Source organism: Ornithinimicrobium carbonis (assembly GCF_050703245.1).
Taxonomy (GTDB): domain Bacteria; phylum Actinomycetota; class Actinomycetes; order Actinomycetales; family Dermatophilaceae; genus Ornithinicoccus.
This window is the reverse complement of record NZ_CP192647.1, coordinates 1,033,147-1,054,620: the sequence shown is the minus strand read 5'-3', so window position 1 is coordinate 1,054,620 and position 21,474 is coordinate 1,033,147. Positions and strand designations below refer to the sequence as shown.

At 74.0% G+C, this 21,474-nt stretch carries 14 protein-coding genes and 3 pseudogenes; 7 read left to right on the top strand and 10 right to left on the bottom strand.

Annotated elements, in window-relative coordinates:
- Positions 1–38: 38 nt before the first annotated feature.
- Positions 39–437, bottom strand: a complete 399-nt coding sequence (locus ACQ95T_RS05365) for a DUF952 domain-containing protein (protein ID WP_425939982.1) — start codon at positions 435–437, stop codon at positions 39–41.
- Complete coding sequence (gene holA, locus ACQ95T_RS05360) at positions 434–1,414, bottom strand: DNA polymerase III subunit delta (RefSeq protein ID WP_425939980.1); 981 nt, start codon at positions 1,412–1,414, stop codon at positions 434–436. Before holA ends, ACQ95T_RS05365 begins: the two co-directional genes overlap by 4 nt.
- A 138-nt stretch (positions 1,415–1,552) precedes the next feature.
- On the opposite strand from holA, the gene ACQ95T_RS05355 reads away from it, so the two are divergent.
- Positions 1,553–1,939, top strand: a complete 387-nt coding sequence (locus ACQ95T_RS05355) for a hypothetical protein (protein WP_425939978.1) — start codon at positions 1,553–1,555, stop codon at positions 1,937–1,939.
- Between the two features lie 77 nt (positions 1,940–2,016).
- On the opposite strand, the pseudogene ACQ95T_RS05350 reads toward ACQ95T_RS05355, so the two are convergent.
- The 3 genes and pseudogenes from ACQ95T_RS05350 to fdhD form a co-directional block, all read right to left on the bottom strand.
- A pseudogene (locus tag ACQ95T_RS05350) lies at positions 2,017–4,227 on the bottom strand (ATP-dependent DNA helicase).
- Positions 4,109–6,061 (bottom strand): molybdopterin-dependent oxidoreductase, encoded by a 1,953-nt coding sequence (locus ACQ95T_RS05345; protein ID WP_431473609.1) that lies wholly within the window; start codon positions 6,059–6,061, stop codon positions 4,109–4,111. The pseudogene ACQ95T_RS05350 and the gene ACQ95T_RS05345 overlap by 119 nt, the downstream one beginning before the upstream one ends.
- A 201-nt stretch (positions 6,062–6,262) precedes the next feature.
- On the bottom strand, positions 6,263–7,099 hold the full coding sequence (gene fdhD, locus ACQ95T_RS05340; protein ID WP_425939972.1) for a formate dehydrogenase accessory sulfurtransferase FdhD: 837 nt from the start codon (positions 7,097–7,099) through the stop codon (positions 6,263–6,265).
- A gap of 134 nt (positions 7,100–7,233) precedes the next feature.
- On the opposite strand from fdhD, the gene ACQ95T_RS05335 reads away from it, so the two are divergent.
- Positions 7,234–8,055, top strand: a complete 822-nt coding sequence (locus ACQ95T_RS05335; protein ID WP_431473608.1) for a DUF2202 domain-containing protein — start codon at positions 7,234–7,236, stop codon at positions 8,053–8,055.
- A 339-nt stretch (positions 8,056–8,394) separates the two neighbouring features.
- Here the strand turns inward: ACQ95T_RS05335 and ACQ95T_RS05330 are convergent, their stop codons facing one another.
- The 4 genes from ACQ95T_RS05330 to hflX all read right to left on the bottom strand — a co-directional run bounded on the left by ACQ95T_RS05330 (position 8,395) and on the right by hflX (position 14,735).
- Positions 8,395–9,600 (bottom strand): sensor histidine kinase, encoded by a 1,206-nt coding sequence (locus ACQ95T_RS05330; RefSeq protein WP_425939969.1) that lies wholly within the window; start codon positions 9,598–9,600, stop codon positions 8,395–8,397.
- Complete coding sequence (locus ACQ95T_RS05325) at positions 9,597–10,358, bottom strand: response regulator (protein ID WP_425939967.1); 762 nt, start codon at positions 10,356–10,358, stop codon at positions 9,597–9,599. The genes ACQ95T_RS05330 and ACQ95T_RS05325 overlap by 4 nt, the downstream gene beginning before the upstream one ends.
- A 140-nt stretch (positions 10,359–10,498) precedes the next feature.
- A complete protein-coding gene (locus ACQ95T_RS05320; RefSeq protein WP_425939965.1) occupies positions 10,499–13,150 on the bottom strand; it encodes an MGH1-like glycoside hydrolase domain-containing protein in 2,652 nt (883 codons plus the stop codon).
- Positions 13,151–13,166: 16 nt separating this feature from the next.
- Positions 13,167–14,735, bottom strand: a complete 1,569-nt coding sequence (gene hflX / locus ACQ95T_RS05315; RefSeq protein ID WP_425939963.1) for a GTPase HflX — start codon at positions 14,733–14,735, stop codon at positions 13,167–13,169.
- Between the two features lie 232 nt (positions 14,736–14,967).
- On the opposite strand from hflX, the pseudogene ACQ95T_RS05310 reads away from it, so the two are divergent.
- Positions 14,968–15,593: pseudogene (locus ACQ95T_RS05310) on the top strand (class I SAM-dependent methyltransferase).
- Positions 15,594–15,667: 74 nt separating this feature from the next.
- Here ACQ95T_RS05310 and miaA read toward each other — a convergent pair.
- A complete protein-coding gene (gene miaA / locus ACQ95T_RS05305) occupies positions 15,668–16,585 on the bottom strand; it encodes a tRNA (adenosine(37)-N6)-dimethylallyltransferase MiaA (protein ID WP_425939960.1) in 918 nt (305 codons plus the stop codon).
- 60 nt (positions 16,586–16,645) lie between these two features.
- Here miaA and ACQ95T_RS05300 point away from each other — a divergent pair, with 60 nt between their 5' ends.
- The 4 genes and pseudogenes from ACQ95T_RS05300 to ACQ95T_RS05285 all read left to right on the top strand — a co-directional run bounded on the left by ACQ95T_RS05300 (position 16,646) and on the right by ACQ95T_RS05285 (position 21,465).
- Positions 16,646–16,951, top strand: a complete 306-nt coding sequence (locus tag ACQ95T_RS05300) for a hypothetical protein (protein ID WP_425939958.1) — start codon at positions 16,646–16,648, stop codon at positions 16,949–16,951.
- Between the two features lie 122 nt (positions 16,952–17,073).
- Positions 17,074–17,913, top strand: coding sequence for a pyruvate, water dikinase regulatory protein (locus ACQ95T_RS05295; protein ID WP_425939957.1), 840 nt, complete (start codon positions 17,074–17,076; stop codon positions 17,911–17,913).
- A gap of 77 nt (positions 17,914–17,990) precedes the next feature.
- Positions 17,991–20,650 (top strand): annotated as a pseudogene (gene ppdK / locus ACQ95T_RS05290) (pyruvate, phosphate dikinase).
- Positions 20,647–21,465: a (2Fe-2S)-binding protein gene (locus tag ACQ95T_RS05285; protein WP_425939953.1), complete on the top strand. Its 819-nt coding sequence runs from the start codon at positions 20,647–20,649 to the stop codon at positions 21,463–21,465. Before ppdK ends, ACQ95T_RS05285 begins: the two are co-directional and overlap by 4 nt.
- Positions 21,466–21,474 lie beyond the last annotated feature (9 nt).

Below are 21,474 nucleotides of genomic sequence, written 5' to 3'. Positions count from 1 at the left end.
CGACCAGGGAGGGCTCGACCCGGTGCATCCCCGGGGTTCTACCCGCCCGGCCCCGGCTCCCACCCGCCCAGGTCGAGCCAGCCCCGCTCCACCCGGGCGGGGCGGGTCCGCGCGACGGCGCCGACCGGCACCGGCCCGTAGAGATGGGGGAAGCGCTCCCCGTCCGGGTCGGCCGGGTCGGCCGGCTCGAGCTTCACGGGAGTCGTGGCCGGCAGCCGGGTGACGTCGATCTCCAGGACGACCAGCTCCTCGGTGGCCCGGGCGTAGTGCGCGGCGACGACGCCGGGCAGCTGCTCGGGGTAGGACGCGTGGACGAACCCGACCTCGTCCAGGTCGGCACCGCGGGTCGAGCGCTCGTAGGACCCGGAGGCCAGGGCCTGCTCCCAGTGGGACCGCTCGGCCAGGTGCCAGACCGCACGCGGCTCCTCGCCGCTCACGGCTCGTCCCCGTGCCGCGCCCTGCAGACCTGCAGGACGGCTCGCTCCACGGCGTGCTCCGGTGACCTGACAGCAGCCTCGGTGCGCAGACCGCCCTTGACGTCCACGTCGGCGCGGGCCACGGCCTCCACGGCCCGGCCCAGGCGGAGGCCGTCCCAGCCCTGGGCGACGCGGCGCGCCTGGTCGACCTGCCACGGAGCGATGCCCAGGTCCCGGGCGACCTGGGTGGAGCTGCCGCGCCCGGCCGCCGCGACCCGGCCCACCTGGCGCAGCTGCATGGCCAGGACGGCGACGAGCGGGACGGGGTCCAGACCGCCGTTCATCGCGTGCCGCAGCAGGGCCATCGCGGTGGCCTGGTCGCCGGCGAGCGCCGCCTCGGCCACCTTGAACCCGGTGGTCTCGACCTTCTCCCCGTAGTAGGTGTGCACGTCCTGGACCTCGACGGCACCCTCGACGTCGCGGGCCAGCTGGGCGCAGGCGCCCGCCAGCTCGCGCAGGTCCTTGCCGACGGCCTGGACGAGGGCACCGACCGCCTCCTCGTGGATCTTGCGACGGGCGACGCGGAACTCGTGCTTGACGAAGGCGTGCTTGTCGGCCTCGGACTTCACGGCCTTGGCCTCGACGACGCGGGCACCTCCCGACCGGAGGGTGTCGAGCACCTTCTTGCCGCGGTTGCCGCTCTTGTGGCGCACGACGAGGGTGACGGCGTCGGCGGGCCGGGCCAGGTAGGCCAGCAGGTCCTCCATCAACGCGTCGTCGGCCTCGTCCATGTCGTGGACGACGATGACCGTCCAGCCGCCGAAGAGGCTGGGGCTGGCGTGCACGCCCAGCTCGCCGGGCTGGTAGGAGGCGGCGTAGAGGCGCACGACCTCGGCCTGCGGCTCCGCGACGCGCACGGCCTCCACGACCGACTCCACCCCCCGCTCGGCGAGGATCTCCTCCGGTCCCTGGACGAGGGCCAGCGTGGGGATGCTCATGGCCCCCAGCCTGCCACGGCCCACCGACGGGCGTGTCCCACGGCACACAGCCGCAGCCTTGTGGCGTGCACGAGCCGGGAGGACGATGGAGGTGGGACCCGGGGTCCCCGGGTCCCACCTCGCACAAGGAGGTGCGGAATGTCGTCGACCACCACCACCCCCACCCGGCGTCCTGCGGGAGAGGACCGGGTCCACCACGACGTGCGCAACGCGTGGCTGAGCATGCTCCTGCTGCCGGTCGCCTTCGTCCTGGCGTTCGTCGTCGGAGAGGGCCTGGCCTCCCTCCTCGGCCATCCCGTCGGGGGCACCGTGGAGCCTCCGCCGTGGGCGGTCCTCGTCTCCAGCGTGCCCGCGCTGCTGGTCTTCTTCCTCCCTGCGGTGGTGTCCGCCTGGTTCGCCCGTCGGGCGGCCCGGCACGGTGACCGTCGCGGCTGGGTGCCGGCCGGCATCCTCGCCCTGGTCGCGGTCGGCTTCGTGGCCCTCAACCTCGCCGCCTACTTCGGCTTCGAGCTCATGATGGGCTGAAGTCCGTCGGGGTATGGCGTGGGGAAGCCGGCGCGGGTCGACCGGCCGGACACCCGGCCGGGGTCGACCGGCGCGGGTCAGCCGGCGCGGCTCAGGCCCAGCTGGTTGATCCGCGCCGTCACCAGGTCGGGCGCCAGCTCCAGATGCTCGGCGAGCTCCTCGACGGTGATGCCGGCCTCCAGCCCGTCGCGCAGCTCCTCGTCCTGCGCGGTGGACCATGCGTGGCCCCCCGTGACGGCGGTCCGGGGCGACCGGGCGACGGGGACGTCCACGGCGACGGGACCCGCGGCGGAGGCCCCGCCGAGCCCGCGGGCGGTGGCGCCGCGACCGGGACGACCTCGCCGGCCGTCTCGTCCAGCCGTCGCAGCGCGCCGAGCACGAGGTCGCGGTCGGTCGTGGGCCAGAACGGCGGGAGCGACCTCTGCAGGAACGAGGCGTAGCGGGCGGTCATCATCCGCGGGTCGAGGAAGGCCACCACCCCGCGGTCCTCCCCCCGGCGCACCAGCCGGCCCGCCCCTTGCGCCAGCCGGAGGGCCGCGTGCGTGGCCGACACGCTCATGAAGCCGTTGCCGCCGGTGCGCGAGATGGCCTCGGAGCGGGCGGAGGACAGGGGGTCGTCCGGACGCGGGAACGGGATGCGGTCGATGATGACCAGCTGGCAGGCCGGGCCGGGCACGTCCACGCCCTGCCACAGCGACATCGTCCCGAACAGGCAGGTGCTGGCGTCCCCGGCGAACTCCCGCACCAGGGTCGGGGTCTGGTCGTCCCCCTGGCACAGCACCCTGATCCCGGTGTCGGACAGCCGTTCCCGCATCTGCTCGGCCGCGGCCTCGGCGGCCCGGCGGGAGCTGAACAGGCCCAGGGTCCGCCCCCCGGAGGCCCGCACCAGCGCCTCGATCTCGTCGAAGACCACAGGGGCCGCACCGTCCCGGCCGGGTGCGGGCAGGTGGGCGGCCACGTAGGCGATGGCCTGCTGCGGGTAGTCGAACGGCGAGCCGACGTCCAGCCCGGTCCACGCCGGGGACCCCGTCCCCCGCAGCCCCAGCGTGCCCGCGACGGCGTCGAAGCTGCCGCCCAGCTCGATGGTGGCCGAGGTGAGGACCACCGTGCGCTCGGCGAAGATCTTCTCCCGCACGGCCATCGCCACGCTCATCGGCGCCACCCGCAGGACCGGTCCCCGCCGCGGGTCCTTGCTCAGCCAGACCACGTCCAGCTCGCGCTCCTCCAGCACCCGCTCGGCGACGTCGTGCACCTCCTCCACGGCCGCGAGCGCCAGCTGCGTGGACCCGTCGACCTCGGCCCCCTTGTCCGGCTTGATCTCGGACAGTGCGGCCCGGGCGGAGTCCCGCACGAGCTGCAGGGTCTGGACCAGACGCTCGGGCAGGCGGGTCAGCCGTCCCTCGGGCAGGTCCTCCAGCGTGTCGGCGACCAGGTCGGTCGTGTCCGCGAGCCGGCCGGCGGCCTCCCCCCCCTTGCCCGCGCGCCGAGCCGCCACCGACACGGACGAGGTCGTCAGCTCGTCGGTCACCGTCGAGGTGATCCGGTCGGTCAGCTCGTGCGCCTCGTCGACGACCAGCAGGTCGTGGTCGGGCAGCAGGTACCGCCCCTCGAACGCGTCGATGGCCATGAACGCGTGGTTGGTGACGATGACGTCGACCTCCCGCGCAACCTCCCGCGACTGCTCCACGAAGCACTCGGCGACCACCGGGCAGCGACTGCCCAGACACTCCTGCGCGGTGACCGACACCTGCCGCCAGGCCCGCTGGCCGACGCCGGGGACCAGCTCGTCGCGGTCCCCGGACTCGGTGACCTCGGCCCATTCCCCGCAGCCGCACGACCTCGGCGCCGAGGCGCGACCGGTCGGCGTCGACCGCCCCCACGGCCAGGAGCGCGTCCTCGTCGTCCTCGGGGAACCCGCCGACGACCTTGTGCCGGCACACGTAGTTGGACCGACCCTTGACCAGGGCGTAGGTGGGACGGCGACCCAGGAGGGGCCGCAGCGCCTCGGCGACGCGGGGCAGGTCGCGGTCGACGATCTGGGCCTGCAGCGCCAGGGTGGCGGTCGCGACGACGACCGGCTTGCCGGTGGCCATCGCGTGGGCGACGGCCGGCACGAGGTAGGCCAGCGACTTGCCGGTCCCTGTCCCCGCCTGCACCAGCAGGTGCTCCTCACGCTCGACCGCCCGGGCCACGGCCTGCGCCATCTGCACCTGCCCGGGGCGCTCGCTGCCACCCACCGCGGTCACGGCGGCGTGCAGGAGCTCTGCGAGGTCGGGGTGGTCGGGCACCGGTCAAGGGTATGCCGTCCCGCCGACGGTGAACCCGTCCCGTCCACAGCGGCTGGCAGGTGCGGTCCGCAACCGCCTGGCCGGTGAGCTGCAGCCGCCTGGCCGGTGAGCTCCGGAGGTGCAGCGCGGTCCGGTCCCGGGCGCGCGGACGCCACCCCTGCGTCAGTCGTCCTCGACGACCGTCACCTCGACCGCGTGCCAGCCGCTGGCCCCGTCGGGGGCGGGCGCCGCCGGACGGTCCGTCTGCACCTCGCCGGTGCCGTCGGTGGCGCGGACGGTCAGCTGGTGCCGGCCGGGAGCGGCGTCCGGCCAGGTCCAGCTCCACAGCCGCCACGCGTCGTCGCTGGGCTGGGCGGCCAGCTCCGCCTGCTGCCAGGGGCCGTCGTCCACCCGCACCTCGACGGCGCTGATGCCTCGCTGCTGTGCCCAGGCCGCCCCCGCCACCGCCACCTCGCCGGCCCGCACCCGGGCCTCGCTGCGGGGCACGTCGATGCGCGAGGCGGTCTTGATCGGTCCGCGCTCGGCCCATCCGCGCGGGGGTCCAGTAGCCCTCGTCCGCGTCGAAGCGGGTGACCTTGAGCTCGGTGACCCACTTGGTCGCCGACACGTACCCGTAGAGGCCGGGCACCACCAGCCTGGCCGGGAAACCGTGCTCGGCCGGCAGCGGCTGCCCGTCCATGGCCACGGCGATCAGGGACTCGCGGTCGTCGGTCAGCGCCTCGATCGGCGTCCCGGCCGTCCATCCGTCGGCGCTGCGCGAGAGGACCATGTCCGCCTCCGGCCGCACCCCGGCGCGCGCGAGCAGCTCGCGCACGGGCCATCCGGTCCACACGGTGTTGCCGACGAGGGGCCCGCCGACGGTGTTGGACACGCAGGTGAGCGTGACGATCGCCTCGACGTGGTCCTCCTCGAGCAGCTCGGCCCAGTTGATCTCGACCTCCTGCTCCACCAGTCCGGTGACCCGCAGGGTCCACGTCGCCGGGTCGACCCGGGGCACCCACAGCGCGGTGTCGATCCGGTAGAAGTCGTCGACGGGGGTGAGGAGGAACGGCGTCTGTCCCTCCACCGTCGCGGACGCCGCCGCCGGGACCTCCACCCGGCGCACCGGGACCGGCAGGCCGAGGGCACGGACGGCGGCACCGGCCACCCTGCCCGTGCGGGTGAGCGCCTGTCCGGCCACGACGCCCAGGAGCCCCAGCACCCCCACGCCGCCGGCCGCGAGGAGGACTCCGCGGCGCCCGGCCACCGGACCGGGGGTGGCTCCGCCGGCAGGCCGCGGACCCTCGGCCGGGTCGTCGCCGTGCCCGGGGAGCCCGGCCCCCGTCCGCCCGTGCAGCCGCCCCAGCCCGACGAGCAGCACGGCCGTGCCGACGGCCAGACCGGCCAGGGTCGGCCACAGGTCGACGGGCATGGCGTCCGGGCGGGACAGCACGGCTCCGAGCCCCAGCGCCCCGACGAGGAGGAACAGGCCCACGGACAGGGCACGAGAGGTGCGTCCCAGCGCTCCCACCAGGGCGGTCACGACGAGCAGGGTGAGCCCGATCCCGACCCCGAGGGCAATCTTGTCGGCCGTGCCGAACGTCGCGACCGCCCAGTCCTTCAGCCAGGCTGGCGTCCGGTCGACGAACGCCCCGGCCACCGCGAGCAGCGGAGAGGGTGTCCCGGTCGCCCCCAGCAGCCGCACGGCCACCCCGGCCCCCACCTCGGCCACCCCGAGCGTGGCCGCACCGGCAGCCACCCCGACGAGGCCGGCGGGCCAGGCGGGCTCGCGACGACCCGCCCCTGCCGCCGTCGATCCGGCGGAGACGGCCCGGTCCTGCTCCTGGATGCTCATCCACCCAGCCTGACGCCTCCACCTGGGAGAACCCCGACGGCCCCGCAACGAGGTGAGGTCGCGTTCATCGGACCGGCATCGGCCTGCACGCCGATGAAGGTCAGGACATCTCGACCTCACCGACCGGCCACACATCCCGACCTCACCGACCGGCCACACATCCCGACCTCACCGACCGGCCACAACGGCGGCCTCCCACCGTCAGGCCAGCACGCGTTCCCGCCCGCAGTACACGTTCAGGCTGCTCCCCCGGTTGAACCCGACCACCGTCATCCCCAGCTCCTCCCCCAGCTGGACCGCCAGCGCGGACGGCGCCGACACGGCCGACAGCAGCGGGACACCGGCCAGGGCAGCCTTCTGCACCAGCTCGAAGGAGGCCCGCCCGGACACCTGCAGCACCGAGCCGCGCAACGGCATACCCCGCTCCCGCAGGGCCCACCCGACCACCTTGTCGACCGCGTTGTGCCGTCCCACGTCCTCGCGCACGCAGACGGGCTCCAGCCCCTCCGGGCCCGGCAGGAAGAGGCCCGCGGCGTGCACCCCGCCGGTCCGGTCGAAGACCTGCTGCTCCTCGCGCAACCGGTCCGGCAGGGCCAGCAGCTCGGCCAGGGGGTGTGCCGCGCGGTCGTCCGTCAGGTCGTGCCCGCCGGTGCGCCGCACCGCCTCGATCGAGGACGTCCCGCAGACCCCGCAGGAGCTGGAGGTGTAGACGTGCCGCTCCAGCGAGGGGTCGGGCGGCGCCACCCCCTCGGCGAGCGTGACGTCGACGACGTTGTAGTCCCGCTGCCCGTCGGCTCCGATGCCCGAGCGGTAGTCGATCTGCGCGACGTCCGCCCAGTCGTGCACCACGCCCTCGCCGTGCAGGAACCCCACGACCAGGTCGAAGTCCGAGCCCGGGGTGCGCATCGTCACGGACAGGGGCCGGCCTCCGACCCGGACCTCGAGCGGCTCCTCCCCCGCCAGGGTGTCCGCCCGCTCGCGCACCGACCCGTCCGCGGACAGCCGGGTCACGCGGCGGCGCTGGGTGACCTTGACCATCGGGCCAGGGTATGCCGCGCCCGTCCCGGTCCCGAACCACGACCGCCTTCATCGAATCTTCACGGACGGCACCGGGAGGCCTTCATCGCGGGGGCGTTGACTCGGTTGTAGGACCACGAGAGAAGGGACGACCGATGACCACGAGGACCAGGACCAGGTTCATGAGCACGCTGCTGGCGACCGGTGTCGGCACGGCCCTCGCCCTGGGGACCGGTGTCGCGATCGCGCAGAGCGACGACGGCACCGACGAGGGCGGGACCGCGACCGAGGTGCTGGACGCGCTGCAGTTCAACCTCGAGGAGGAGCGGATGGCCCGCGACCTCTACGACGAGCTGGGCGAGGCCCACGACGGGCTGGCGCCGTTCACGCAGATCGAGGTCTCCGAGCAGCGCCACCACGACGCGGTGGCCCAGCTCATCACCCTCAAGGACGGCACGCTGCCCGAGGATGAGGTCCCCGGGGAGTTCGAGAACGACGAGATCCAGACGATGTACGACGACTGGCTCGAGCGCGGTCTGGTCAGCCCCGAGGCTGCCTTCGAGGTCGGCATCGAGCTGGAGACCGCCGACATCGCGCACCTGCAGTCCACCATCGACGAGATCGACGACGAGGACGTGGACCGGGTGCTGGGCCACCTGCTCAACGCCTCCGAGCACCACCTGGCGGCCTTCGAGGCCGCAGCGGCCGGCGAGCTGCCCGACATGGCGGGCACCGGCGGCGGCCGTCAGGGCGGCCCCGGCCCAGGGATGCAGCCGGGTGACCGCGGCCAGGGCCTGCGGCAGGGCATGCAGCAGGGCCCGGGTGGAGCCGGCCCCGGCCTGCAGCAGGGCCCGGGCGGGCAGCGCGGACCGGCGATGAACGGTCCGGGCGCCCAGCAGGGCCAGGGCGGTCAGCACCACGGGAACGGCACGGGCGACTGCCCGATGACCACGACCGAGGACGCGGACGACGCCTGACCGCAGGTCGGAGCGGGCGGCACAGAGCTCGTGCCGCCCGCTCCGCACGTTCGGGCCTGTCCGTCCGGGACGTCGGCCCACCCGGCCTCACCGACGGCGGCGCCCGGGCGTGGCACGTGGCGCCTGGCGTGAGCGAACGAGTGGACGGGTTGTGCCCCAGATCGGGACGATTCGGGCGCACAACCCGTCCACTCGTTTCGTCGGTCGGTCTGTCCGGGCGGGCGGCTCAGCGGTCGGTCGGTGCGGGCAGGCAGGTCAGCAGTCCGTCTGTCCGGGCGGGCGGGCGGCCAGCCGTCGACCGTCCGGCTCCTGCGGGCCAGCGGTCGGTCGGGTCGCGACCTAACCCTCGGGCTGGGCCGCCGGCGAGCCGTCCAGGGGCAGCGTGGCCACGAACCGGGCACCCCTGCCCGGGCCGTCGCTCGCCGCGACGAGCTCACCGCCGTGGGCCCGGACGAGCGCGCGGGCGATCGTCAGTCCGATGCCCGAGCCGCCGTCCTCGCCCGCTGTCCCCTCGTCGCCGCGCTCCCCGCGGTAGAAGCGCTCGAAGACCGCCTCCTCCTCCCCGGGTCGCAGCCCCACACCCTGGTCGAGGACCTCCACGGTCGCCACGGCACCGGTCCCGGCATCGTCCCGCGGACCCGTCCCGTCACCGTCCCGCGGACCGGTGACGACGACCCGGACCTCCTCGCCGTCCGCGCTGGCCCGCAGCGCGTTCGTCAGCAGGTTGGTCACCACCTGCGCGATCCGGTCGGGGTCGTGCGGCACCTGGAGGGACGCCGGCCCGGCCACCCGGACCCGCACGCCCTGACCGGCCGCCCGGGCCTGCACGGCCTCGACCGCCGAACCCACCGTCTCCGCGAGGTCGGCGTAAACGACCCGGACCTCGAGCCTGCCCTCCTCGGCCCGGGACAGGCTGCTGAGGTCCTCGGCCAGCCGCTCCAGCCGTCGGGTCTGCTCCACGACCCTGCCCAGCCCGTCCTCGTCCGCCGGCACCACCCCGTCGAGCATCGCCTCGGCGTACCCACGGGTGACGGTCAGCGGCGTGCGCATCTCGTGGGCCACCTCGCCGATGAGCCGGGCCCGCCGGGCCTCGGTCGCCTCCAGCCGTTCCCCCAGCTGGCGCACGTCGTCCGCGAGGTCGGCCAGCTCGGTCGTCCCCGGACGGGGCACGTGCACGGCATACCGTCCGAGCGAGAGCTGTCGGGTCGCCGTCCGCAGCTGCTCCAGCGGCCGGGCCGTCCGACGGGCCGCGACGACACCGAGGACGATCGCCACCACCAGGCCGACCAGCACGCCGACCAGGACGGCCCGGTCCACGCTGTCGACGAACTCCGCCCGGAAGCCGGCCATGCCGGCCGGTCCACCGGGAGCGCCGTCGCCGCCCGCACCGTGCCGCGCACCGTTGCCCGCACCCATCCCCATCGCCCGGTCCCACCGCTGGAGGGCGACCAGACGCAGCACGACCACGGTGACCAGGCCCGAGACCAGCGCCACGAGCACGTGCGAGAGGACGAGGCGGGCCCGCAGCGAGCGCCACCAGCTCACGGACCGCTGCCTGACGGGACAGCCTGCCCGTCGACCGGTGACGCCACCGGCAGGAACTTGTACCCCACCCCCCGCACCGTCCCGACGACCCGGGGCGCCGCGGCGTCGTCGTCGAGCGCCCGGCGCAGGCTGCGCACGTGCACGTCCACGACCCGTTCGTCGCCGACGTGGTCGTAGCCCCACACACGCTGCACCAGCTGGTCGCGGGTGAACACCCGTCCCGGATGCTCGGCGAGCGCCCACAGCAGGTCGAACTGCAGGGCCGACAGCGGGCGCAGGCTGTCGTCCCGCCGCACCTCCCTGCGGGCCCGGTCGATGCGCAACCCGGGGAAGGCGAGCACCTCCGAATCGGTGACGGCGTCCTGAGCCGACGGAACGGGCGGCGCGGCGCGCCGCAGCACCGCCGACACCCTCGCGGCGACCTCCCGGGGGCGGAACGGCTTGGTGACGTAGTCGTCGGCCCCCGCCGCCAGCCCCATGAGGACGTCGCCCTCCTCCGTCCTGGCGCTGACCATCACCACCGGCAGGTCCCGATCGCGGCGCAGACGTCGGAGGACCTCGACGCCGTCGAGGTCCGGCAGCCCGACGTCCAGCAGCACCACGTCGGGCAGGGGTTCCAGGCCCGCCTGCCGCAGCGCCTCGGCGCCCGTGCCCGCCTCCCGGACCACGAACCCGTCGCGGGTCAGGTAGGCCGACAGCAGGGCGCGGATCTGCGGCTCGTCGTCGACCACCAGCGCGGTGCGGATCACGCCGCTCACCTCCGGCTCCAGGCTACTCCGGGGGTATGCCGCACCCGCCCCCGGAGCGGGCGTGGGTCGGCGGCGCGGGCGTCCGGCGGGGGTGTCCCGCACCCGCCCCCGGAGCGGGCGTCGCCGGCGGCAGGACGAGGGGTCCGGTCTCAGCGGTTGGCGATCCCGTCCGGCGCGCAGACGAAGTGGGCCACCAGCGCGGTCCAGCCGGTCTGGTGGGAGGCGCCGAGGCCGACCCCGGAGTCGCCGTCGAAGTACTCGCTGAAGGTCGGATGCGCGTCCCACAGCGGACCGGTCGGGTGGTGCACCGGGGTCGAGGGGCGACGGCCCTCCGGGCCGGGACGGAAGATCCCGACCAGCCGGCGCTCGATCCGCGCCGCCACCTGGTCGATCGCGACGTCCTCGCCGGAGCCGGTGGGGTACTCCACCGGCCGGCCCGCCCCGGCACCCCGCCCGTAGGTGCGCAGCGCGTCGGTCAGGAGCGCGTTGACGGGCATCCACACCGGGCCGCGCCAGTTGGAGTTGCCGCCGAACATCCGCGAGTCGGACTCACCGGGCACGTAGGCCAGCCCCAGGTCGGAGCCGCCGACGTGCACCTGCACCCCGTCGCGGTGGGCGGCCGACAACGACCGCAGCCCACCGGGCGAGAGGAACTCGCCCTCGTCCAGCATCCGCCGCACGACAGCCCGCCACTGGCGCCGGTCGACCATCGACAGCGTGCGCAGGGCGCACCCGTCGTGGTTGGTGTGCAGCAGGGCGTCCTGCAGCTCGGGGCGCCGCCGGGTCCACCCGTCGAAGAAGTCGGTGAGGTCCGGGAGCTCGTCGACCACCCAGTCCGGCACGATGGCGACCGCCGACAGGGGCAGCAGTCCGACCATCGAGCGCACCGGCATCCGGTTCACCTCCCCGTCGTCGGTGGTGAGGATGTCGTGGAAGAACTCGTCCTCCTCGTCCCACAGGCGGGCGTGACCGCGGCCGATGTCGTCCATGGCCTGGGCGATGGAGAGGAAGTGGACGAGGAACTTGGTGGCGATCTCGTCCCACGCCGGGTCCTCGCGGGCCAGCTCCATCGACATCCGCAGCATCTTGAGGCAGAACAGCCCCATCCAGGCGGTGGCGTCGGCCTGCTCCAGCCGCTGCCCGTCGGGGAGCGGGTCGGACCGGTCGAACAGCCCGATGTTGTCCAGCCCCAGGAAGCCGCCCTCGAACACGTGGCTGCCGTCGGCGTCCTTGCGGTTGACCCACCACGGGAAGTTCAGCAGCATCTTGAGCACGACCCGCTCGAGGAAGACCCGGTCGCGCGAACCGTCGATGCAGTAGACCTGCCACGCCGCCCACGGGTGCACCGGCGGGTTGACGTCGGAGAAGTTCCACTCGTAGGCCGGCAGCTGGCCGTTGGGGTGCATCGACCACTCGCGGCACATGAGCAGCAGCTGCCACTTGGCGAAGTAGGGGTCCACGTGCGCGTAGGCCACGCAGTGGAAGGCCAGGTCCCAGGTCGCGAACCAGGGGTACTCCCACTCGTCGGGCATCGAGACGACCTCGGCGAAGTTCACGTGCCGCCAGTCGCTGTTCCGCTCGCGCCCGGGGGGCGGCGGCGGTTGGCCGGGGTCGCCCTGCAGCCACCGGGTCACGTCGTAGAGGTAGAGCTGCTTGCACCACTGCAGCCCGGCGAACGCGCGGCGCGCCACGAGCGCGTCCTCCCCGTCCGTGCCCTCCGGCAGCACGGCGGCGTAGAACTCGTCCGCCTCCTGCCGCCGCAGGTCGACCACCTCCGCGTCGCCCGGGGCGTCGGCAGTCACACCCTCGCCCTCGGTCAGCCGCAGCCGCACGGTCACGCTCTCCCCGGGGGCGACCGCGTCGAAGGACCACCAGAACGCCATCTTCGTCCCCCGCTGCTCGGGGTTGCAGGCGTCGGCCTGCCCGTGCACCACCGCGCGGCCCACCGCGTCCTTGGGGTATGCCGTGTGCCCGGCCGGGACCGCGTCCTCACCGTGCAGGGCGGCCACGTTGGTGTCGTTCTCGCAGAACAGGGTCCGCGGCGACCCCTCGGCCCGCACCGTGACGCTTCCCAGCTCGTGGTGCTCGCCCCGCACGACAACGCCACCGTCGCCCGGCCCGGCCGCGACGTCGTCGCGCCACAGCTGCGGGCGGCGGTCGTCCAGGCCCCAGGACCAGGTGTTGCGGAACCACACCTGCGGAAGCAGGTGCAGCGGAGCGGCCTCAGGGCCGTGGTTGGTCGCGGTCACCTCGACGACGAGGTCACCGGGGGCCGCCTTGGCGTGGGTGACGACGACGTCGAAGAACCGGTCCTCGTCCAGCACCCCCGTGTCGGCCAGCTCGTGCTCGGGGTCCTGCACGCCGCGCTCGCCGTTGACCCGCAGCAGCTCCTCGTAGGGGAAGGCCGCCTGCGGGTAGCGGTAGAGCGTGCTGGCGTAGGAGTGGGTGGGCAGCCCCTCGAGGTGCCACCAGTACTCCTTGACGTCCTCCCCGTGGTTGCCCTGCGGGTTGGTCAGCCCGAACAACCGCTCCTTGAGCCGGTCGTCCTGCCCGTTCCACATCGCCACGGCGACGTTGAGGTGCCCCTCGAGGTCGCTCAGGCCGGCGATCCCGTCCTCGCCCCAGCGATAGGCCCTCAGGTGGGCGTGTTCGAACGGGAAGTGCGCCCACGCGTTCCCGTCGGCGGAGTAGTCCTCCCGGACGGTCCCCCACTGCCGTCCAGAGACGTAGGGGCCCCAGCGGCGCCAGGGCGCCCGGGAGTCGTCGGAGTCGGCCAGACGTCGGTGCTCGGCGGTGGTCACCGGGCCAGACTAGGCGTCAGACGGCGAACCCGGCGAGATGGCCGTGCAGGTTCTCGTCGACCTTGGCCTGCAGGCGGGTGCCCTCCCCGGTGTGCTCCTCGGAGAGCACCTCGCCCTCCTCGTGCAGCCGGGTGACCAGGTCGCCCCGCGAGTAGGGCAGGAGCACGTCGACGAGGATCTCCGGCCGCGGCAGGGTCTCCTCGAGCGCCGTCCGCAGCTCCTCCACGCCGCGTCCGGTGCGGGCCGACACGACGACCACCCGGGGGTGCATCCGGACGACGCGGTCGACCACCTCGGGGTCGGCCACGTCGGCCTTGTTGACCGCGACGATCTCGGGCAGCCGCAGCGCGGCCCCGTCGTCCACCTCGGCCAGCACCTCGTGGACCGCGGCGATCTGACCCTCGGGGTCGGGGTGGGAGCCGTCGACGACGTGCAGCAGCACGTCGGCCCCCGCCGCCTCCTCGAGCGTGGAGCGGAAGGCCTCGACGAGCTGGTGCGGCAGGTGCCGGACGAACCCGACAGTGTCGGACAGGGTGTAGGTGCGCCCGTCGGCCGTCTCGGCCCGCCGCACGGTGGGGTCCAGCGTGGCGAAGAGCTGGTCCTCCACGAGCACGCCCGCCCCGGTCAGGCGGTTGAGCAGGGAGGACTTGCCGGCGTTGGTGTAGCCCACGATGGCCACGCTGGGCACCTTGTGGGCACGGCGCGAGCTGCGCTTGGTGTCGCGGACCGTCTTCATCGCAGTGATGTCGCGGCGCAGCTTGGCGATCCGGGTGTTGATCCGCCGCCGGTCCAGCTCGATCTTGGTCTCACCGGGCCCGCGGGAGCCGATGCCCTCACCGCCGGCGACCCGTCCACCGGCCTGGCGGGACATCGAGTCGCCCCAGCCGCGCAGGCGTGGCAGCAGGTACTGCAGCTGCGCCAGCTCCACCTGCGCCCGTCCCTCGCGGCTCTTGGCGTGCTGGGCGAAGATGTCGAGGATGAGCGCAGTGCGGTCGATGACCTTCACCTTGACGACGTCCTCGAGGGCACGGCGCTGGGACGGGCCCAGCTCGCCGTCGCAGATGACGGTGTCGGCGCCGTGCTCGGCGACCAGGTCGCGCAGCTCCTTGGCCTTGCCCGACCCCAGGTAGGTGGCCGGATCCGGCTTGAGCCGGCGCTGGACCACGCCGTCGAGCACGGTCGAGCCGGCGGTCTCGGCCAGGGCGGCCAGCTCGCGCATGGAGTTCTCCGCGTCCTCGGCGGTGGTCCGGCCGTCGTCGGCCCAGACCCCGGCGAGGACGACGCGCTCCAGGCGCAGCTGGCGGTACTCGACCTCGGTGACGTCCTCGAGCTCGGTCGAGAGGCCGGCCACGCGCTGGAGCGCCGCTCGCTCCTCCCGGTCCAGCTGGTCACCGTCGGGGTGGTCCGCCCGGTAGCCGTGGCCGACGCGGTCGCCGTGGCCGGCCCGCTCGTCGTGGCCGGCCTGCTCGTCGTGGCCGTCGTGGTGCTCGGACGTCCCGTCGACGTCGACGGTGCCCTGTCCCCAGGCGTCCTCCTCGAACACGCTGCTGCGGGTGGGGGTGGGGTGGTCCTGCGGCTGCGCCATGGTCTCCTTCGGGTCAGGCACGGGGTATGCGGTGGAGCTGCTGCTGATCCCCACCTTCCCAGAGGACAACGTCGAGGACCACCGGATTTGTGCCCGGGGCCCGTCCCCGTCCGCACCGGAACCTCGCGCCCGTGCGCACCGCACCCGCGTCCCGCCCGCACCGGACCCCCCGCACCGGAGCCTGCGCCCGTCGCCCCGGCGTCCTGCCCGTCAACCCGTAGACTTCCCGGCCATGTCCCCGCCCCAGGACCACTACTTCACCGCCAGGCCGGCCTCCGACGGCGAGCTGCGCCGGGTGCCGGTCCGGCTGGCCGGCCGGGACGTGGAGGTGGTGACCGCGGGCGGGATCTTCTCCCCCGACGGCATCGACCGGGGCACCCGGGTGCTGCTGGCCGAGGTCCCTCCTCCTCCGCCGGAGGGGTCGTTCCTGGACCTCGGGTGCGGCTGGGGACCGCTGGCACTGACGATGGCCCTGGAGTCACCGGGGGCGCACGTGCTGGCGGTCGACGTGAACGAGCGGGCCCTGGACTGGCCCGGCGCAACGCCGTGGCCCTCGACGTCGCCGACCGCGTCGAGGTCCTGACCCCCGAGGAGGTGCCGGCCGAGCGGCGCTTCGACCTGCTGTGGTCCAACCCGCCGATCAGGGTGGGCAAGGAGGTGCTCCACGGGATGCTCACCGCCTGGCTGCCCCGCCTGGCCCCGGAGGGCACGGCATACCTCGTGGTGCAGAAGAACCTCGGCGCCGACTCGCTGCAGACCTGGCTGCAGACCACGCTCCCCGATCGGATGGGGCCGGTCCGGGTGACGCGGGAGGCCAGCAGCAAGGGTTTCCGGGTGCTCTGCGTGCGCCGCGGCTGACGGCACACGGCACCTCGCCCCCGGCCCAGGTGCCGTGGCACCCCGGGACCCTCGCCCCCCAGCCCGAGGCCCGGTCAGCCCCGTCCGCGGACCACGGCCAGGGCCTGCTCCACCAGGTCGGGCGCGTCGTGCTCGAGCCAGTGGATGCGCGGGTCCGGCCCGAACCAGCGCTCCTGCCGACGGGCCAGCCTGCGGGTGGCCAGGACGGTCTCGGCCACCGCCTCCTCCCGGTCCAGCTCCCCGTCGAGCTCGCGCAGTGCCTGGGCGTAGCCGACGGCTCGCGAGGCCGTACGCCCCTCCCGCAACCCCTGCCCGACCAGGGCCCGCACCTCCTCCAGCAGGCCCGCGCGCCACATCCCCTCCGTCCGCCGGGCGATCCGGTCGTCCAGCACCCCGCGCGCGGCCCGCAGCCCCAGCACCACCGTGGGCTCCACGTGCTCGCGGGTGGGCATGGTGGCGCTGAAGGGCCGCCCGGTGAGGTCGACGACCTCCAGGGCGCGCACGATCCGGCGCCCGTTGCGCGGCTGGATCCCCCGCGCCGCGACGTCGTCGACCGCCGCGAGCCGGGCGTGCAGCGCCTCGGGCCCCACCCGTTCGAGCTCGGCCTCCCAGCGGGCCCGCACCCGCGGGTCGGTCGGGGGGATCTCGAGCCGGTCCAGCAGCGCCCGCACGTACAGCCCGGACCCCCCGACGACCACCGGGACGCGTCCGCGGGCGCGCACCGCCCGCAGGTCGGCCCGGGCAGCTGCCTGGTATGCCGCGACGCTCGCCTCCTCGCGGACGTCGAGCACGTCGAGCTGGTGGTGGGGCACGCCCCGGCGGTCCGCGGGGGTCAGCTTGGCGGTCCCCACGTCCATGCCCCGGTACAGCTGGGAGGCGTCGGCGTTGACCACCTCGCCCCCGAGCGCCAGGGCCAGGGCCACGCCGAGGTCGGACTTGCCGGTGGCGGTCGCCCCGACCACGGCCACGACCGGGGACGGGGTGGTGGACATGCTCGCCAGTCTGGCAGCCACCGGTTGCCGGGCCCCGGCCACCGGGGCAGGCTGGCCTCCATGGACGAGCAGACGAGCACCCCGGACCAGCCCTCCGACAACGCGTCCGAGGGCACCTTCGTCGGCGGCAGCTTCGGCGGCACCCAGGGGGACGAGGACCCGGGGACGACGACCGCCGAGCAGGTCGAGGCCGAGCACGACGGCCCCGTCCACCTCGCGGACGCCACGGTCCCCGCCGAGGTCCAGGAGCAGGCGACCCTGACCTCCGAGCCCGGCTCGATCCCCGACGAGGGCGACGCCTTCCCCGCCGACGTCGAGGGCACCAGCGGCGCCCCGTCCCCCGGCGAGCGGAACGACCCCGTCTGACCGCACCCCGGTCCGCGTGACGACCCCGTCCGACCGCACCCCGGTCGGCGTGACGCCCCTGTCCGACCGCACCCCGGTCCCGTGACGACCCCGACCGACCGCGGACCCCTACGATGTCGGCCATGCCGGACACCCCGATCGAGGTCCACATCATCGCCGACTCCACCGGCGACACCGCCGCGCGGGTGGCCCGGGCCGCTGCCGCGCAGTACGTGGGCTACGACGTGCGGATCATCCGTCACCCGCGGCAGTCCTCCGCCGAGGGCCTGCACGACGCGTTCGCCCGGATGCATCCGGACCGGGCCCGGACGGTCGTCTTCTCCACCGTCGTGGACGAGGGGCTGCGGCACCTCGTGACCCAGCTGTGCACCGAGCGCTCGCTGCCGCACGCCGACCTGCTGGAGCCGGCCGTGGGGGCGTTGCGCGAGGCCACCGGCCAGGATCCCGAGCGGGTCGTCCGTCCGGTCGGGGTCGGCGAGGACTACTTCAAGCGGGTGCAGGCGATGGAGTTCTCGATCGCCAACGACGACGGCAACCTGTCCAACCACCTGCGCGAGGCCGACATCGTGCTCGTAGGGGTGAGCCGCTCGGGCAAGACGCCGCTGTCGATGTACCTGGGCTACCTGGGCTACAAGACCGCCAACATCCCCCTGGTCCCCGGGATCCCGGCACCTACGCAGCTCTTCGACGTGCAGCGGTGGAAGGTGGTCGGTCTGACCATCGACCCCGAGCGGCTCGCCCAGATCCGCACCCGCCGGGTCCGGACGATGGGGAGCCGGGCGGTCCAGCGGGACGGTTACACCGAGCTGGCCCACATCTTCGACGAGCTGGACGAGGTGACCGCCATCCAGCGCAGCCTGGGCTGCCCGGTCATCGACACGACGAGCCTGGCCCTGGAGGAGGCGGCCGGACGGGTCATCGAGGTGGTCCAGAAGCGGCGGGAGGCGGCTGCCGGAGGCTGACCGGCCCACGCTAGGGTCGACGAGTGTAGACGGGGCGAGGACGCTCCGGAACCACGCACAGAGCGGAGCACGCCAGCATGAGCGATAACGACCAGGTCAAGTACCTCTACGACATGTCCGAGGGGAACGCGGGCATGAAGACCCTGCTCGGCGGCAAGGGGGCCAACCTGGCCGAGATGAAGCGCCTGGGCATCCCGGTTCCGGACGGTTTCACGGTCAGCACCGCCGCGTGCGTGGCCACCATGGAGAACTCCGGGGACTGGCCGGAGAGCCTGTGGGACGACACCCTGGCCGCCCTGGCCCGGCTGGAGGAGCGCACCGGCCGCACCCTGGGCAGCGCCGACAAGCCGCTGCTGCTCTCGGTCCGCTCCGGGGCCGTCTTCTCCATGCCCGGCATGATGGACACCATCCTCAACCTGGGCATCAGCGACGAGACCGTCGAGGCGCTGGGCGCCGAGGCCGACAACCCCCGCTTCGCCTGGGACTCCTACCGCCGCTTCCTCCAGATGTACGGCGAGGTCGTCGAGGGTGTGCCCCCGCACCTGTTCGAGGACGAGCTGACCTCGCTCAAGGCCCGTCGCGGCGTCGCGCAGGACACGGACCTGTCCACCGACGACCTCAAGGAGCTCGTCGCCACCTTCAAGGACGTCTCCCGCCGCGAGCTCGGCCGCGAGCTGCCCGCCGACCCGCGCGAACAGCTGCGGGGCGCCATCGACGCGGTCTTCAGCTCCTGGGACACCCCCCGCGCCCGGGTCTACCGCAAGGCCAACGCCATCCCGGACGACCTGGGCACGGCCGTCAACGTCATGCAGATGGTCTTCGGCAACCGCGGCGAGACCTCGGCGACCGGCGTCTGCTTCACCCGCAACCCCTCGACCGGCGGCAAGGAGCTCTACGGCGAGTTCCTCGTCAACGCCCAGGGCGAGGACGTGGTCTCCGGCATCCGGACCCCGCGCGAGCTCTCCGAGATGGAGCAGGTGCTCCCCGAGGCCTACGCCCAGCTCGTGCAGACGATGCACGACCTGGAGAGCCACTACAAGGACATGCAGGACATCGAGTTCACGGTTGAGGAGGGCACGCTCTACCTGCTCCAGACCCGCAACGGCAAGCGCACCGCCGCGGCCGCGCTGAAGGTGGCCCGCGACATGGTCGGGGAGGGTGTGCTCACCCGCGAGGAGGCGCTGCAGCGGATCGCACCCGAGCAGCTGGACCAGCTGCTCCACCCGGCGATCGACGCTGACCACGGCAAGAAGCCGGTGACCAAGGGACTGCCCGCCTCCCCCGGCGCGGCGGTCGGTGCGGTGGTCTTCGACGCCGACACCGCCGAGCAGCGTGGACGGGCCGGCGAGGCCGTCGTCCTGGTCCGCTACGAGACCACCCCCGACGACATCCACGGCGTGATCGTGGCCCAGGGCGTGCTCACCGCCCACGGAGGCATGACCTCCCACGCCGCCGTGGTCGCGCGTGGCATGGGCAAGCCCTGCGTGGCCGGCGCCCAGGGCATCCGCATCAACACGACCGAGAAGACCCTCTCGGTCGGGGACTCGGTCTTCGCCGAGGGCGACGTCATCACCCTCGACGGATCCACCGGTGAGGTCTACGGCGAGGCGCTCGAGCTGGTGCCGCCGCAGATCAACGAGGACTTCAGCGCGATCGTCGGCTGGGCCGACGAGATCCGCCGCCTGGGGGTGCGCGCCAACGCCGACACGGGCGAGGACGCGGCCAAGGCCCGCGAGCTCGGCGCCGAGGGCATCGGCCTGTGCCGCACCGAGCACATGTTCATGGCCGCCGACCGGCTCCCCGCCGTGCGGCGGATGATCCTGGCCGACGACGCCGAGGAGCGTGCCGAGGCCCTCGAGGCCATCCTGCCGATGCAGCAGGAGGACTTCGAGGCGATCTTCACGCAGATGAAGGGCCTGCCGGTGACCGTCCGGCTGCTCGACCCTCCGCTGCACGAGTTCCTCCCCGACCTGGTCGAGCAGTCCCTGCTGGTCCAGCGTCTGGAGCTCACCGACGGTGACAAGGACCAGCTCTCCGAGGCCCGGACCCTGCTGTCCCAGGTCAAGCGCCTGCACGAGCAGAACCCGATGCTGGGCACCCGCGGGTGCCGCCTGGCGATGCTCTACCCGGAGATCCCCGAGATGCAGACCCGGGCGATCGTCCGGGCCGCGCTGGCGGTCAAGGAGCGCGAGGGCGAGACGGCCACGGTCGAGATCATGATCCCCCTCGTCGCCTACGCCAAGGAGCTGCAGGTCCAGCGCGAGATCGTCGACCGCACGGTCGCCGACGAGCTCGAGGCTGCCGGCGAGCAGCTGGAGGTGCACGTGGGCACGATGATCGAGCTGCCGCGGCGGCGATCGTGGCCGACCAGATCGCCGAGCACGCCGACTTCTTCTCCTTCGGCACCAACGACCTGACCCAGACCGGGATCGGCATCAGCCGGGACGACGCCGAGGGCGGGTTCCTGTCGGCCTACGTCTCCGACGAGGTCATCCCGTCCAACCCGTTCGAGTCGATCGACAAGGACGGAGTGGGCGGGCTGGTGCAGATCGGCGCCGAGCGCGGCCGTGCGACCAAGCCCGACCTCAAGCTCGGCGTCTGCGGTGAGCACGGTGGTGACCCCGCCTCGATCGACCTGTTCGAGGAGCTGAACCTCAACTACGTGTCCTGCTCGCCGTTCCGCGTCCCGATCGCCCGCTTCGCCGCCGCCCGGGCGGTGCTGGCCCGCAGGACGTGACCTCGACGCCACCGGCGCCGCAGGCCGCCGGGCTCGTCCGGACGCTGGACGGGCTCGGCGGCTTCTTCGCCCTCGCGGCCCCGCCCCCGCAGGGGAGCGACGCCGTCCCGTGGGCACAGGTGCTGTCGGGCCCGGCGCTGGAGCCCCGCTTCGACGCGGTGCGCACCCTCCTCGCCGACGGCGCCGGCATCCCGGTGGGCGAGCTCGACCCCAAGGTGGCGGTCTCCGCCGTCCAGGTCGGACTGGCCTCCAGGCTGTGGTCGGTCGTCCTCGCCTCGGCGGTCCTGCACTCCTGGGTGCCCGACCTGTCCTCCGCCTCCCTGCTGGCCAGCCCCGTGCACCGCGGCTCTGTCCCCCTCGGGGTCCGGGACGCGGACCACGGGTATGCCGTGACCTCTCCCGAGGAGGCGGCGCGGCGGATCGGTAAGACGGTCGTGGCCTCCTCCCTGCACGATCTGCACGAGGCGTGCGCCAAGACCGGCCGGACGCCCGAGCGGGTGCTCGTCAGCAACAGCACGTCGAGCCTCGTCGGGGCCCTGCGGGTGCTCGGTGGCCGCCGTCCGGAGGTCGCCGGACGGGTCGCCGAGCTGGGCCGGCTGCTGCTGGCCGACCCCGCCGTCCGGGCCGGCGGCGCCCTGGTGCCGGCGTCAGACCTGCCGGCCGGGGTCGGCACGGAGGTCCCGGGGCACGACCCCGCCGAGGCGGCCTTCCTGCGCACCGGGTGCTGCGTCTTCTACCACCTGCCGGAGCACGGCCTGTGCCCCGACTGCGTCCTGGCCCCCACCCACCCGGGGCGGGTCACCGAGGCCCACTGACGGGCAGGA